This is a genomic window from Nonomuraea sp. NPDC003201, from assembly GCF_053590415.1.
The window spans coordinates 147,428-161,143 of record NZ_JBSFTC010000001.1 but is presented as its reverse complement, the minus strand read 5'-3'; the positions used below and the strand labels follow the sequence as shown (position 1 = coordinate 161,143).

General features: G+C 70.1%; 14 protein-coding genes. 7 read left to right on the top strand and 7 right to left on the bottom strand.

Going from position 1 to position 13,716, the window contains the following annotated elements; translation table 11 throughout:
- Nucleotides 1-459: 459 nt before the first annotated feature.
- Nucleotides 460-1,785, bottom strand: a complete 1,326-nt coding sequence (locus ACWDX9_RS00755; RefSeq protein WP_449947376.1) for a hypothetical protein — start codon at nt 1,783-1,785, stop codon at nt 460-462.
- Nucleotides 1,786-1,838: 53 nt separating this feature from the next.
- On the opposite strand from ACWDX9_RS00755, the gene ACWDX9_RS00750 reads away from it, so the two are divergent.
- Nucleotides 1,839-2,741: a hypothetical protein gene (locus ACWDX9_RS00750; protein ID WP_449947374.1), complete on the top strand. Its 903-nt coding sequence runs from the start codon at nt 1,839-1,841 to the stop codon at nt 2,739-2,741.
- On the opposite strand, the gene ACWDX9_RS00745 is transcribed toward ACWDX9_RS00750, so the two are convergent.
- Entirely contained in the window at nt 2,713-3,234 is a 522-nt protein-coding gene (locus tag ACWDX9_RS00745) for a gamma carbonic anhydrase family protein (protein WP_185069301.1), read from the bottom strand. The genes ACWDX9_RS00750 and ACWDX9_RS00745 overlap by 29 nt on opposite strands.
- A gap of 149 nt (nt 3,235-3,383) precedes the next feature.
- Between ACWDX9_RS00745 and ACWDX9_RS00740 the strand changes: the two genes are divergently transcribed.
- The gene (locus tag ACWDX9_RS00740; protein WP_397372027.1) at nt 3,384-4,346 is read left to right on the top strand and encodes a hypothetical protein; all 963 of its coding nucleotides are present in this window, start codon (nt 3,384-3,386) and stop codon (nt 4,344-4,346) included.
- A 634-nt stretch (nt 4,347-4,980) separates the two neighbouring features.
- On the opposite strand, the gene ACWDX9_RS00735 is transcribed toward ACWDX9_RS00740, so the two are convergent.
- From ACWDX9_RS00735 to ACWDX9_RS00725, 3 genes are all read right to left on the bottom strand, one after another.
- The gene (locus tag ACWDX9_RS00735) at nt 4,981-5,733 is read right to left on the bottom strand and encodes a GntR family transcriptional regulator (protein WP_449947372.1); all 753 of its coding nucleotides are present in this window, start codon (nt 5,731-5,733) and stop codon (nt 4,981-4,983) included.
- Nucleotides 5,734-5,885: 152 nt separating this feature from the next.
- Nucleotides 5,886-6,428, bottom strand: coding sequence for a VanZ family protein (locus tag ACWDX9_RS00730; RefSeq protein ID WP_449947369.1), 543 nt, complete (start codon nt 6,426-6,428; stop codon nt 5,886-5,888).
- A 40-nt stretch (nt 6,429-6,468) separates the two neighbouring features.
- Nucleotides 6,469-7,182, bottom strand: coding sequence for a dienelactone hydrolase family protein (locus tag ACWDX9_RS00725; protein WP_449947367.1), 714 nt, complete (start codon nt 7,180-7,182; stop codon nt 6,469-6,471).
- 124 nt (nt 7,183-7,306) lie between these two features.
- Here ACWDX9_RS00725 and ACWDX9_RS00720 point away from each other — a divergent pair, with 124 nt between their 5' ends.
- Genes ACWDX9_RS00720 through kynU form a run of 5 tightly spaced genes read left to right on the top strand, consistent with a single transcriptional unit; the run spans nt 7,307 to nt 12,237 of the window.
- The gene (locus ACWDX9_RS00720) at nt 7,307-8,716 is read left to right on the top strand and encodes an aldehyde dehydrogenase family protein (RefSeq protein WP_449947365.1); all 1,410 of its coding nucleotides are present in this window, start codon (nt 7,307-7,309) and stop codon (nt 8,714-8,716) included.
- Nucleotides 8,709-9,506, top strand: a complete 798-nt coding sequence (locus ACWDX9_RS00715) for a 2-keto-4-pentenoate hydratase (RefSeq protein WP_449947362.1) — start codon at nt 8,709-8,711, stop codon at nt 9,504-9,506. Before ACWDX9_RS00720 ends, ACWDX9_RS00715 begins: the two co-directional genes overlap by 8 nt.
- A complete protein-coding gene (locus tag ACWDX9_RS00710) occupies nt 9,503-9,934 on the top strand; it encodes a RidA family protein (protein WP_355193617.1) in 432 nt (143 codons plus the stop codon). The genes ACWDX9_RS00715 and ACWDX9_RS00710 overlap by 4 nt, the downstream gene beginning before the upstream one ends.
- Before the next feature lie 17 nt (nt 9,935-9,951).
- Nucleotides 9,952-11,040, top strand: coding sequence for an ABC transporter substrate-binding protein (locus ACWDX9_RS00705; RefSeq protein WP_449947360.1), 1,089 nt, complete (start codon nt 9,952-9,954; stop codon nt 11,038-11,040).
- Complete coding sequence (kynU, locus tag ACWDX9_RS00700; RefSeq protein ID WP_449947726.1) at nt 11,041-12,237, top strand: kynureninase; 1,197 nt, start codon at nt 11,041-11,043, stop codon at nt 12,235-12,237.
- Here the strand turns inward: kynU and ACWDX9_RS00695 are convergent.
- Nucleotides 12,230-12,610: an MmcQ/YjbR family DNA-binding protein gene (locus ACWDX9_RS00695; RefSeq protein ID WP_350723684.1), complete on the bottom strand. Its 381-nt coding sequence runs from the start codon at nt 12,608-12,610 to the stop codon at nt 12,230-12,232. The genes kynU and ACWDX9_RS00695 overlap by 8 nt on opposite strands.
- A complete protein-coding gene (locus ACWDX9_RS00690) occupies nt 12,607-13,638 on the bottom strand; it encodes a DUF2293 domain-containing protein (protein WP_449947357.1) in 1,032 nt (343 codons plus the stop codon). Before ACWDX9_RS00690 ends, ACWDX9_RS00695 begins: the two co-directional genes overlap by 4 nt.
- Nucleotides 13,639-13,716: the final 78 nt, after the last annotated feature.

Here is a 13,716-nt window from a genome sequence, read left to right as displayed (position 1 = left end):
AGGACGTTCCGAGGGATTAACTAGTTATGAGAAACCCCGGAAACCTTCTAACTAGGTCTCCGGGGCTAGTAATCGAGTTGATCCTTCAGCGGCTCGCCGAAGTCCGCAATCCGAGCGCGTCGTCGAGTTCGTCCAAGGTCAGCCGCCGCTCGCTGACAGCCACGGCCGTGAGCACCTCGGCGTAGAGCGCAATCTCGTCCAACGCGACACGGTCGTGGACCCGAGAGTCCAGGTCATCGTGCCCCACCGCGTCGTCCTTCCTTCCGCAGCCCACACCCTCTACGAGGTTACGGCGGAGACCCTTCTGGCAACATGGCCCATCGGAGTCATTCCTTTCCGAACTGCGGGGCCCGGGAACGATCATTTCCCGAATCGGAGATCACAATTCGGAGAATTGCCTGTTACCTGAGCGTTAGAACCATATAGGCGAAGTAAGGGTTAAATAACGATATTTGTGGTTTAGGTGTGGTCTGTGTGGTTGTCGTCGCGTTCGTGGATGAGTCTGTGCACGAGCGCGGTCTGCCCGGCCAGCCCCCGCTCCGGCACCCTGGCCCCCGTCAGCCGGCCCCACGCCAGTCCCGTCGCGTACGCGGCCCCGAGCACGGCCGCGGTGCTCGCCCGGTCCGGCGGCGAGACCTCCAGCACCGCCGCGGGCTTGGTCAGCACCTGACCGGGCACGGGGAAGCCGTCCGGCTCGGTCGACTCGCTCGCTGAGGTCCCGGTCAGCCCGGCGCGCTCCAGCTCCTCGTACGCGCGCCTGAGCCGGTGGTCCAGCCGGGCCGGCAACCGCCCCTTGGAGTCCGACAGGTCGGCCAGGAACGTGGCGGCGGCCATGCGCGGGTCGGGCATGAAGGCCAGCGCCTCGACCAGGTCGTAGACGGCGTGCGAGAAGTCCGCCTCCAGGTCGGTCTCGACGAGCAGGGCCCGGCACAGCCGCCGCGGGCAATGCTCCAGCCAGGCCGCGCGCAGGGCCTCGGCGTCTGTGTGGGAGTCGTCGAGCCCCTGCCGGCGCAGCATGGGCTCGACCATCGTCAGCAGGGCGAGCGCCCGCGGCCTGAAGCGGGTGTCGGACATCAGGATCTGGGCCGCGTCCGCCATCGTGGCGGCGAGCCTGAGCGCGGCCCGCGGCTGCCCGGCCCGCTGCCGCTCGGCGACGAGCGTGGCCAGGTCGAGCAGCGGCGGCGCGGGCAGCCAGCGCACCCACTCGTCGCCGGGCAGCGGGCGGCGCAGGTATTCGCCGAACACCGTGATCAGCCGCTCGTTGCCGTCGAACGCGGGCGCGTACGCGCACCACATGATCGTGCCCCAGACGGCCGCCACCGTGCTCGGCACGTCGGAGCCGAAGATCTCGTCGAACGCCGTCAGCGGGTAGTCCAGCTCCGACTTGAGCCCGCTGGACCGCAGCAGCACCCTGAGCCGCTCGGTGAGGCCCTCGGAGACGTCCGGGCCGATGAACGCCTGGGTGGAGCCGGGCTCGGCGTGGAAGTCGGGCCCGTACGGGATCACGTCCTCCGGCAGCACCGCCGCGGGATGCTGCACCTGGCGCGCCCGGGTGCCCCTCGGCGGCGGCGCGAGACGCCAGCGGCCGTCGGCCGGATCGTGCAGATGCCAGCGCGCGTGCACCCCGAAGAGCCATCTGTCGCCATCTGGGGTCACAAGTATTCTGGCGGCCAGCACGTGGGCCCGATCGGGGACGGAAAGCCCTTGCCAGCGCGGGTCCGCGACCATCGCGCGGACCTCCGCCTCGGCGGAGGTGAACGCATCCCAGGGTCGCACGGGCGCCATCGTACTGGGAGCGCCCAAATCATCCATCGGCATTTCACGGCAGAATGACCGTTATGAGGGCGAAGGTGGCAGGGGTGCTGGCGGTGGTCGGCGCGCTCTCCGGATGCGGTACGACCACGACGGCGCAGCCGTCCCCGACGGGGCCCGGCGTGCTCACGCTGGACAAGGCCACGGCGCCGGAGCCCGGCGGCGAGGTGGGCGAGGCGTCCACGGAGTTCCAGAACGCGACGGACATGTCCATGTGGACCAAGCTGAGCGAGACGGAGAAGGACGTCGACCGGATCGGCAAGCTCGACATCAACAAGACCGTGAAGGGCTCCCTGTATCTGGAGCCCAGGACCTCGACGTGGTTCGACGGCTTCCGCGGCCCCTACGTGTACCAGGAGCTGGCGGGCGACGTCCTCATGTACGCCAGGGTCAAGGTCGAGGGCCTGAAGGGCGGGCAGCCCAAGCGGAAGTTCTCGCTCGGGGGCCTGATGGCCCGCCAGCCCGGCTCGTACGCCAAGCCCAACTGGGTGTCGGTCACCACCGGCACGGCCGACCAGAGCGGCCAGGTCGAGGTGAAGTACACCCAGGACGGCAGCTCCAAACCTCAGGAGCTGACCGTCAAGAGCGGCTGGGTGGACCTGGCGCTCGGCCGGGTGGGCCGCGTCTTCGTCGCGCTCTACCGGGAGGACGGCGGCAAGTGGAAGGTCGGCCGGCGCTGGCCGTCCAACCTCCCCGACGTGCTCCAGTGGGGCATCACCGCCTACACCGACTGGGACAGCTACAACCTGCTCAAGAAGGACGCGACCAAGGCCAACGCCAAGCAGGTCAAGGGCGTGCCCGATCTGAAGATGACCGTCGACTTCGTCCGGTTTTTACGCCCCGAGCTGCCCGAGTACGCGGACGCGCTCAACACCGCCTCGGTGTCGGACGAAGTCCTGATCAAAGCGATGACGCCTGCCGGTGCCTGAGCGCCTTGGCCATGTAGTTGTCCGGCGTGCGGGCGAAGGACGCCCGGTCGTCGTCGGTGAGTTCGCGTACGATTTTTCCGGGAACACCGGCCACCAGCACGCCGGACGGGATCTTCTTGCCCGGTCCGACGAGCGCACCGGCGGCCACCAGGGTGCCCGCACCGATGCGGGCGCCGCCCAGCACGATCGCGCCGATGCCGATCAGCGCGCCGGTCTCCACATGGGCGCCGTGGACCATGGCCTTGTGGCCCAGGCTGACCCGATCCTCCAGGATCGCCGGCTCGCCGGGATCGGCGTGCAAGCAGCTCAGATCCTGTACGTTGCACTCCTCGCCGATCTCGATCCGCTCGTCGTCCCCCCGGAGAACGGAGCCGTACCAGATGCTGGACGCCCGGCCCACCCGCACGCTGCCGACCACGACGGCGCCAGGGGCTATGAAGGCTTCAGGGTGTATGTCCGGGACTGCCCCGTTATCCAAAGATGCGATGTACATCCGAGCCATCGTAATTCCCCGTCCGGCTGTGGCGTTCCGGTTGCGGACGTGGGCAGATGGCAGGAAAGTCGTTTCCTGACGTCTCGTTGTCAGACCCTCACAACCCGCAATTTTCCCCCGCCTCACGCAAACCACCCTTAGGTACCCCCATGATGAACCAGCACGAGAGCATTCCCGATCTGATGCAAGAGGACACCTTCGAGGTCGTGATGCGCGGCTACAACCGCCGTCAGGTTCACGACTTCATGATCCGTACCCGTAACCAGGTAAGGGATCTGGAAGAGCGGCTGGCCCGGGCCATCGACCAGGCAGAGCAGGGCCGCATCGAGCTCGCGGAGGCCAGGCGGCGCATGGTCGAGGCACCGCAGAGCTACGACGACCTCAGCCCGAGACTCGCCCAGATCCTCCGGCTCGGCGAGGAGGAGGCCGCGGCCAAGCGGGAGGACGCCGAGGCCGAGGCCGCCAGCGTGCGCGACGCGGCCAAGTCGGAGGCCGACCGGCTGCAGACGTCGTCCCGCGAGACCGCCGACAAGATCCTCACCTCCGCCCAGGCGGAGGCGGAGCGGCGCGTGAACGAGGCCACTCAGGCGGCGGAGCGGATGCTGGCCCAGGCGGGTTCGGACGCGGAGGAGCAGCTCGCGGCCGCCCGCACCGAGGCCGAGGACCTGCTGCGCGAGTCGCGCGCCGAGTCCGAGCGGCTGGTCACGGCCGCCCAGTCGGAGTCGGAGCAGATCATGCAGGCCGCCAACGCGCAGGCCGAGCAGCTGGTGACGGGCGCGCGGAACGATTCGGAGTCGATGCTGGCCTCCGCGCAGCAGCGCACCGCCGCGCTCGACGAGCAGACGGGGCGGCGGGTCGACTATCTGACCAACACGCACTCGGAGGTCGTGCGGCGGCTGACCGAGATCAGCTCCGTGCTCGGCGACCTCATGCGCACCGAGTCGGCGGCCGGGCCGCTGATCCCCGACGCGGTCGCGTCCCCGGTCTCGCCGCAGGAGGACGTGCGGGTCATCGTGGACGAGAGCGAGGAGGAGAAGAAGCCCCTGGAGGAGGCGGGCGTCTCCGACGACACCGACATCCACGTCGTCCGGCTGTCCGAGGTGCACAAGTAGTCCACACCCCGGGCGGGCACGGCTGGAGGCGTGCCCGCCCGGCTGGGACCGCCCCACAGCCGAGCGGGCGGTGAGAGCCGCGGGGCCGCGCGATTGGGGAAGGGGTGCGCGGCCCGGCGGTGCAGGCGGTCCACGGAGCGGAAGCCCCCGCCCCCGATTGGGTCGGAGGCTTCCGCGTCAGTGGCCCCTCCTGCCTTGGTGGCCCGGTGCCGGGGCCGCCGAGACGCTGGACACGGCACCGGGCTGCTCTTGTGCGCCGGCCGTGGGACGCGCCACGGCCGGCGTCATGGAGGTGCGGGGCCGGCCCGCGGGTGCTGCCCGCCGGCCCGCTTCTCCTGGTCCCGGAGCCGGCCGCGCAGGCCGTCCGGGTCGTCCGCGTCGATGGTCATCGCACATCCCGCATCGCGCTGCGCCGCGTTGAGCGGACGGTGTCTCGTGGCCCACCAGCGGCCCGCGTCGCTCCGCCAGATGGTCCATTGGGGGTACTCCCGGGCAATCTCGGCAAGATGCCGATCAAAGGACATCGCTGTTCGCCTTTCCCGGCCCCAGGCGAGGTTTCCATCTCCTTCGACGATGCGGCACTTCTCTAGAGAACACAATGATCGTGCCGGACAGGGTCACCTTCCTTGACAAACTAGGCATCGAAGTCGTACTGGAGTACGTACGCGGCGGAGTCGAGCACCATCTCGTTGAGCTCGACGGGCACCCCACCCGACGTGTAGGCGGTCCTGGCGATCACGATCACCGGCGTGCCCCCCGGCAGGTCCAGCAGCGCGATCTCGCGGGGTGACGGCATCCGGGCCCGCACCTCCTCGGTGAAGTGGGCGGGGGAGACGCCCAGGTCGCTCAGCCTGGCGTAGACACCACCCGGTCCGGTGTCCGCGAGGGTGATCGCGCTGCCTTCGACCAGGTGCGCCGGGAAATACGAGGTGGCCAGCTGCACGGGTCTGGTGTCGACCGAGTAGCGGCGGCGACGTACCCATACCTCGCCGCTCTCGAGGACGCCCGCCACCTCCTCGCCGGCTCGCTCCAACACCACTTCCACCCCGTCCACCGTGAAGGGCCGGCCACGCGTGTCGGCGTCCCAGATGGCCCGCCCCTGCCCCCACTGCTCTCTCGACAGGCGGCGTGAGCCGTGCCTGCGGATCGGTTTGAACAGCCGCACGTATACCCCCGAACCTCGTTTGGGCACCGCCAGCCCCTCGTTGATCAGTACGGCAAGCGCCTGCCTGGCGGTGGCTCGTGCGATTGCGTATTCGGCCATCAGCGCGTTCTCGCCCGGTAGTCGGTCCCCGTCGCGCAGTTCGCCGGACAGAATCCGGGCGCGGAGGCCGTCGGCGATGCGGCGATAGATAGGGGGCTCGTGGGGTACCGGGGATTCAGACAACTTTGATCACCCTCTGTCACCAACCAGGTTGTGGCGTCTCCAGAGAACTTGCCCCGTCTTGTCCACGATCGCACAGATGGAAAGGTTGGTCGCGGCCTTCTTTTGAGCGGATCGTGCCCGAGTGGTGAATTCCGGCGGGTTTTAGCAGACCGTTACCGTGGAACGATCCCGGCCGGTATTCGATCGGCCCACCAGCGCCGAGTAACCAAAGCGAAGATCACGGCGCCTGCCGTGTTCATGAGCACGTCGTCCACGGAGGAGAAACGGCCTAGTCGCAAGGCGTACTGGAGGATCTCGACGATGACCGAAAATGCGGCCGCGACCGCCGCAACGCGCGCGAGAGAGGACATCGCGCGGCTGCGTACCGGGAGCAGCGCGCCGGGCGCGGCGAACACCAGCAGGTTGCCTCCGACCTGCACCAACACCGCCTCCCACGGCGCGCTGACCAGGTCGGCAAGATCTTTGAACGGGACGAGACTGACTCCGGTCTGACCGTTGCGCGGGGTGAGGGTCATCCAGATCCACGGGGCCGTGCCGACCGCTATGCCGACGTCGGCGATCGACGTGCGCAGCGGTGCCGGGTGGCCGGCGCGGGCGCGGTGACGGGAGAGGAGCAAGATTGCTAGCAAGGCCAGGGGAAGTGCAAAAGTACCAGCAATAATGACGTTTCCCCACAATTCCCACGTCCGCGCCATCCGCCCATAATGGCGATGATCTAGGGGTACCGGAAGATGTCTATCTGGACAGGGTCACCGGCAGGTGCTCGGACAGGAAGGTGAGCGCCACCTCCCAGGTGCGCGCGGCCGCCTCCGGGTGGTGGAACATCGGTGCCTCGCTGTTGTGGAAGGCGTGCCCGGCCTCCTCCTCGACGTGCATGACCACGTTCGGCCGGCCCTGCGCGGCCTGCTCGACGACGGCCACCCGGTCGCGCCGGATGAACGGGTCGCTGCCGCCGAAGACCAGCAGGAGCGGCGCGGTGACGCGGTCCATGAGCCCGGTCGTGTCGGGCACGGCGGAGCCGTAGAAGGACAGGACCGCCGCCAGCTCCACCTGCGTGGCCAGCATGTAGTCGATCGAGCCGCCCAGGCAGAACCCGACCGCGCCGACCCCGCCCGCCACCTCGGGCAGCTCGCCCAGGTGGGCCACCGTGAGCGCGCAGTCGGCCACCCCCTGCGCGAAGTCGAACCGGCCGGCCAGCTCGATCGCGGCCGCCGTGCCCTCGGGGGTGTGCTCGCCCAGCCAGCCGGGGTGCAGGCGCCAGAACAGGTCCGGCGCGGCCACCACGTAGCCGCGCGAGGCCAGGTCCAGGGCGACCTTCTCGATGTACGGCCCCACGCCGTAGATCTCCTGGACGAGCAGGATGCCGGGGCCCGTCCCGGCGTCGGGGAACCACAGATGGACGTCGAAGCCGCCGTCGTGGGCGGCCACTTGATCGGTTCTGGTTCGCATGTGCAACAGCATCGCGCATGGCGCGGGCCGCGTTCCGGGGAGACGATGCGATCAGAAAGGTCCCGACGCACCCGTTGTCCGCCGATCGACCAGCGATCTATACAGGGAAGTAGAGGAGAGTGTGGTGCTGACGCATTTCATCGGTGGCGAGCCGGTGGGCGCGGGTAAGACGTTCCCCGTCCATGACCCCGTGACGGGCGCGGTGATCAGGCAGGTGCACGAGGCCGACCCCGAAGTGGTGGACCGGGCGGTGCGCGCGGCCAGGGAGGCGGCCCGCGACTGGGCGGCGCTGCCCGTCGGCGAGCGCGCCGGGTGGATGCGGCGCCTGGCCGAGGGCATCGAGTCCCGCTTCGACGACCTGGTGGACGCGGAGATCGCCGACACGGGCAAGCCGATCGAGCAGACCCGCACGCTCGACGTCCCGCGCGGCATCGCCAACTTCCGCGCGTTCGCCGAGATCGCCGCCCAGCGCCCGGACGACGCCTTCCACCTGTCCGGGGTGCTCAGCTACACCGTGCGACGGCCGCTCGGCGTGGTCGCGGTGATCGTCCCGTGGAACCTGCCGTTCCTGCTGATGACCTGGAAGCTCGCGCCCGCCCTCGTCGCCGGCAACACCGTGGTGGTCAAGCCGTCGGAGCACACGCCGGGCTCGGCGGCGGTCTTCGCCGAGATCTGCGCCGACGCCGGGCTGCCCGCCGGCGTCGTCAACATCATCTTCGGGTACGGCCCCTCCGGCCACCTCCTGGTCGAACACCCGGGGGTGGACGCCGTGTCGTTCACCGGTTCCACCAGGACCGGCACCGCGATCATGAACACGGCGGCCGACCGGGTCAAGCCGATCTCGTTCGAGCTGGGCGGCAAGAACGCGGGACTGATCTTCGATGACTGCCGGCTCGACCGGGCCGTGGAGGGGACCGCGAAGTCGGTGTTCACCAATGGCGGGCAGGTGTGCCTGTGCACCGAGCGGGTCTACGTGCAGCGGTCGATCTTCGAGGAGTTCAGCGCCCGGCTGGCGGCCCGCGCGCAGGAGTTCGAGCCGCAGCCCATGATCTCGAAGGAGCACCGCGAGAAGGTGCTCTCCTACTACGCCTTGGCCCGCTCGGAGGGAGCCAAGGTGCTCACGGGGGGTGGCGTCCCCACGTTCGGCGACAACCGCGATTCCGGATATTTCGTGGAACCGACGGTGGTGGCAGGCTTGTCGGAGTGGTCGAGGTTCAACAGAGAAGAGATCTTCGGCCCCGTCTGCCATGTCGCCCCCTTCGACAGCGAGGCCGAGGCGGTCGATCTGGCCAACGGCAGCGAGTACGGCCTGGCCGCCACGCTCTGGACGGGTAACCTCGACCGCGCCCACCGGGTGGCGCAGCGATTGGAGGCCGGGCTCGTCTGGGTGAACACTTGGTATCTGCGTGACCTGCGTACCCCGTTCGGCGGTATGAAGCTGTCGGGTATCGGCAGGGAGGGCGGCGTCCAGTCACTCGACTTCTACTCTCAACCCACCACGATCACCATCAAACTGGAGCAGCCCGATGCATGACGAATGGTCCGAGGCCGTGGACGCGCGGTCCCAGGTCGCCGACCGGCTGGCGGAGGCCGCGAGTTCCGGCAAACCGTGCCCGCCGATCAGGGACCTGGTCGGCACGGTGGCCGAGGCGTACGCCATCCAGGAGATCAACACGCGGCGGGCGCTCGGAGCGGGGCGGCGGCTGGTGGGCAGGAAGATCGGCATGACCAACGTCGTGCTGCAGCGGCAGTTCGGCATCGACCAGCCGGACTTCGGCATGCTCTTCGCGGACATGTCGTACTGCGACGGGCTCCCCGTGCCCGTGGACGCCTTCCTGCAGCCGCGGGCCGAGGCCGAGGTCGCGCTGGTGCTCGGCAAGGACCTGGCCGGCGGGCCCTTCACGGCCGCCGACGTGCTCAGGGCCGTGGAGTTCGCGCTGCCCGCCATCGAGATCGCCGACTCGCGGATCGCCGACTGGGACATCACGCTGGCCGACACGGTCGCGGACAACGCCTCGGCCGGCGCGTTCGTGCTGGGCAGCACGCCCGTCCCGCCGGCCGGGCTCGACCTGCGGGCGGCCCGGATGACGATGACCCGGGGTGGCGAGGAGGTCTCGACCGGCTCCGGCGAGCTGGTCATGGGCAACCCGCTCAACGCCGCCGTCTGGCTCGCCTCCCGGCTCGGCCGCACCGACTACGCGCTGCGCGCCGGAGACGTGGTGCTGACCGGCGCGCTCGGCCCGGTCGTGCCCGTCGGCCCGCAGGACGAGTTCGAGGCGCGCATCGAGGGGCTGGGCTCCGTCCGGGCGGTGTTCTCCAAGTGATCGAACGCACCAAAGGGCTCCTGGTGCCCGGCAAGGCCACTCCCCGAGGCAGGTTCCCGCACGTCAGGCGGGCAGGCGACCTCCTGTACGTCTCGGGCACGAACTGCCGGCGCGCGGACGGCACCTTCGTGGGCGTGGAAGTGGACACGTTCGGTGCGACGAACCTGGACATCCGCGATCAGACCAGGGCGGTCATCGAGAACATCGGCGACATCCTCAAGGCCGCCGGAGGCTCGCTCGGCGACCTCGTACAGATCACCACCTATCTGGTCAACATGAACGACTTCAAGGGCTACAACGAGGTCTACGCCGAGTTCTTCGACGAGGAGGGGCCCACGAGGGCCACGGTCGCGGTGCACCAGCTCCCGCACCCCCACCTGCTCATCGAGATGCAGGCGGTCGCCTACCGCCCGCAGGAGCGGCCATGACCTGCCGGGGGTGAGCCGTGCGCGTATCCGTCCTGGGGTTGGTGGTGCTGATGGCCGCCGGTTGCGGCGGGACGGCGCCGCTCCTGGCCGAGGGCGATCCCCCGGTCAAGGTCGGCGCGATCATCTCGCAGACCGGCGTGTACGCCGCGCTCGGCGACGACATGGAGGCCGCCATGCGCCTCTACCTGGACGACCACGGCGGACGCCTGGGCGAGCGCCCGGCCGGGCTGGTGGTGGCCGACGACGCGGGCAACCCGGAGGAGGGCCAGAAGCAGGCCAGGCGGCTCATCGAGGACGAGGGCGTGAACGTGATCACCGGGCTGCTCTCCTCGCCCGTCGCCGAGTCGGTGGTCAAGGTGGCGGGCCGCACGCCCGTGGTGATCGCCAACGCGGGCGCCGACGCGCTCGGCGGAGCGAACGTCTTCCGCGTGTCGTACACCAACCGCGACCACGGCTACGCGGCCGGCCGGTACGCCGCCGAGCGGTACGGCAAGGAAGGCGTGGTGCTCATGGCCTCCGACTACTCGGCGGGCGTCGAAACGCTCAGGGGCTTCGCCGAGGGATACGGCGCGCAGCCCCTCAAACGCATCCTGACGCCCTACGGCCGGGTCACCGACCTGGAGCCGTACTTCGCGCGGATCCCGCCCGGGACGAAGCTCCTGTACGCGTTCTACGCCGGGGGAGAGGCGGTCGAGTTCCTGAAGGGGTACCGCCAGCACGCCTCCGAGATCGCGTTACTGGGCTGCCAGAACCTCACGGACGAGGACGTGCTGCGGGCCGTCGGCCGGGAGGCCGAGGGCATCACCACCGTCGGCATGTACTCGCCCGCGCTGTACAACCCGGACAACGCCGCGTTCGTGGCCCGGTGGCGGGCCAGGACCGGCAGGAACCCGTCCGCGGTCGCGCTCCAGGGCTGGGACGCCATGCGGCTCATCGACCGGGGCCTGTCCGCGAACGGGGGCATGGCGGCGGTGGGCGAGCTGGGCGGGCCGCGCGGGACGTTCCGGCTGGACGCGACCCACAACCCGGTGCAGAACTGGTACGTCCGCGAGTACCAGAATGGCGTGAACCGGATAATCGCCACCATCCCCCCGCGACAGGAGTGAATCGTGGACCGCGACCAGTGCCTGGCCCTCGACGCGAACGACCCGCTGCGGGCTTTCAAGGACGAGTTCGTGCTGCCGGAGGGGGTCGTCTACCTCGTCGGCAACTCGCTCGGAGCGCTGCCCCGCCGCACCGCCGAACGGGTGCGGCAGACGGTGGAGGACGAGTGGGGCAGGCAGCTCGTCGGCGGCTGGAACCACGCCGGCTGGTACGCGCAGCCGCTGACCGCGGGCGACCGGCTGGCCCCGCTGATCGGCGCGGGCCCCGGGCAGGTCGTGGTGGGCAACACCACCTCGATCGCGGTCTTCCAGGCGGTGGCCGCGGCGCTGCGGCTGCGTCCCGACCGCCGGGTGATCGTCTCCGACGTCCGGAACTTCCCCACCGACCACTACATGGTCCAGGGCCTGGCCGGGCTGCTCGGCGGCTACGAGGTGCGCGACTTCGCGCAGGGGCGGTTCGACGACGCGGCCGTGGTGCTGCTGTCGGAGGTCGACTACCGCACCGGCGCCCGCCACGACGTGCCGTCGGTCACCGCCCGGGTGCACGAGGCCGGCGCGCTGATGGTCTGGGACGTGTGCCACAGCGTGGGGGCCATGGACGTGGACGTCTCGGGGGCCGACTTCGCGGTGGGGTGCACGTACAAGTACCTCAACGCGGGGCCCGGCGCGCCCGCCTTCCTCTACGTCAACCCGCGCCACCACGCCGCCGCAGAGAACGTGCTGTCCGGCTGGCACGGGCACGCCGAGCCCTTCGCGTTCGAGGCCGGCTACCGCCCGGCGGAGGGCATTCGGCGGTTCGCGGTGGGCACCCCGCACGTGCTGTCGTTCGCGGCGCTGGAGGCGGCGCTCGACGTGTGGGAGCGGGTGCCGATGGACCAGGTGCGGGCCAAGAGCATGGCGTTGACCTCGCTCTTCGTGGACCTGGTCGGCGACGCGCTGGAGCTGGTCTCGCCCGCCGACGCCGCCGCCAGGGGCAGCCAGGTCAGCTTCCGCCACCCCCACGGCTACCCGGTGATGCGGGCGCTGATCGACCGTGGTGTGCACGGGGACTTCCGCGCGCCGGACGTCCTCAGGTTCGGCTTCGCGCCGCTCTACATCGGCTACGCCGACGTGTACGACGCGGCGGCCACGCTGCTCGAGGTGCTGGACAAGGAGCTGTGGCGGGACGAGCGGTACGCCACGCGCCTGGCGGTCACCTGACCGGGTGCTCGTCCAGCTGCTTGACCGCCCGCTTGGGCGCGATGGCCCGGTAGCTCTCCTCCACCCAGTCGAGCAGCACCTCCGTCTCGGGCAGCTCCGACAGGAACGGAACCGTCACCCACCCCGCCCGGCCGAGCCCGTGGCCGGTGGGCGCCGCCCCCTCGACGGTCAGCGCGTGGCCGTGCGCCTCCGAGACCAGCTTCACGCTGAACATCGGGTCCCACTTCTCGGTCTGCTCGTCGATGCCGAGGAAGAGGAAGACCTTCTTGTTCGCCTTGATGACGGTCTCGCCCCACGGGTGGTCCTCGTGCGCCTCGGGCAGCCGGAGCGCGAAGGCGCGCAGCTCTTCCCGTACGTCGTGCCAGTCGCTCATCCGCGGAACTCCTCCAGTTTGCGCTCGATGCGTTCCCTGATTCTGTCCCTGGCCTCCATCCTGGGCACGCCCGACATGAGCAGGCTGTCGTAGTCGGTGTCGAGGTGCCTGATGGAGGCGATGACCGCCAGCGTGATGGCGTTCTCGTCGAGCGCCTTGGCCGCCGCGGTCCTGCCCACCCGGCCGCTGCCGCGCTGGGCGGCGTGCTCGGCGATCTCCTGGGCCCGGTCCCGGGGGCAGCCGGGGAACAGCCTGGCGATCTCGGCCGCCATCCTGGCCTGGAAGTCGACGTCCTGCTCGGCCCTGCGGTCGCGGTCGCGTTCGCGGCGGCGCTCGCGTACCTCCTCGTCGGCCAGGCACCGCTCCTCGGCGGCGGCCAGCGCGGCCTCCTCCACCAGCAGGCCGAAGCGCTGGTAGACCTTGCGCCGCCGGTTGTACCTGACGACCACCGCCGACAGGCCGCTCTCCTGCTTGGCGCGGCGGCTGAGCGCGGCGTTTCCGGACGGCAGGAACACCAGGTGGTCCATGTCCGCGCAGGTCAGGCAGTGCGGCCGGTCCTCCTCCATGATCAGGTAGGGGCCGGTGTCGCCGCAGGAGGCGCACGTCCAGGCGTCGAGCGGGGCCACCGCCACCAGGTCGGGCACCTTGGGCTCGCTCAGCTTGCGGACCCTGGTCTCGCTGAGGTCGGGCGAGAGCCAGTGCACGCGGAACGGCTCCTGCCCGTCCCCGGAGGTGAAGCGCAGCTCGCGGCGGTCGCGGGTGCCGGCCACGTACGGCGTGTCCACCGGCCTGAGCCCCTTGGCCAGCGCCCACTCCCGCAGCAGGCCGGCCGTCGCGAGCAGGCGGTCCTCGTCGACGGCCGCGAGCTCGGCCAGCGTGCCGGCCCGGCCCTGCCGCCAGGTGTCCACGTGCCTGGAGTGCAGCCAGCGCAGGCCCGTCACCACGTCGATGAACGTCACGTACTTCCGCGTGGTCAGCGCGATCTCGGCCGCCTCCGCGACCCTGCGCGCCAGATTGGGCTTGCTCATGGCCTCAAGTCTCCCGCGCCTTTGTCGTGAGATGGCGAGACCGGCAGCTTTGCTTTTGCCCAATGCGGCAAGTAACAC

Coding starts and splice junctions, on each gene's coding strand:
- ACWDX9_RS00755 (WP_449947376.1), bottom strand. CDS start 1,785: ATGGCGCCCGTGCGACCCTGGGATGCGTTCACCTCCGCCGAGGCGGAG.
- ACWDX9_RS00750 (WP_449947374.1), top strand. CDS start 1,839: ATGAGGGCGAAGGTGGCAGGGGTGCTGGCGGTGGTCGGCGCGCTCTCC.
- ACWDX9_RS00745 (WP_185069301.1), bottom strand. CDS start 3,234: ATGTACATCGCATCTTTGGATAACGGGGCAGTCCCGGACATACACCCT.
- ACWDX9_RS00740 (WP_397372027.1), top strand. CDS start 3,384: ATGATGAACCAGCACGAGAGCATTCCCGATCTGATGCAAGAGGACACC.
- ACWDX9_RS00730 (WP_449947369.1), bottom strand. CDS start 6,428: ATGGCGCGGACGTGGGAATTGTGGGGAAACGTCATTATTGCTGGTACT.
- ACWDX9_RS00725 (WP_449947367.1), bottom strand. CDS start 7,182: ATGCGAACCAGAACCGATCAAGTGGCCGCCCACGACGGCGGCTTCGAC.
- ACWDX9_RS00715 (WP_449947362.1), top strand. CDS start 8,709: ATGCATGACGAATGGTCCGAGGCCGTGGACGCGCGGTCCCAGGTCGCC.
- ACWDX9_RS00695 (WP_350723684.1), bottom strand. CDS start 12,610: ATGAGCGACTGGCACGACGTACGGGAAGAGCTGCGCGCCTTCGCGCTC.
- ACWDX9_RS00690 (WP_449947357.1), bottom strand. CDS start 13,638: ATGAGCAAGCCCAATCTGGCGCGCAGGGTCGCGGAGGCGGCCGAGATC.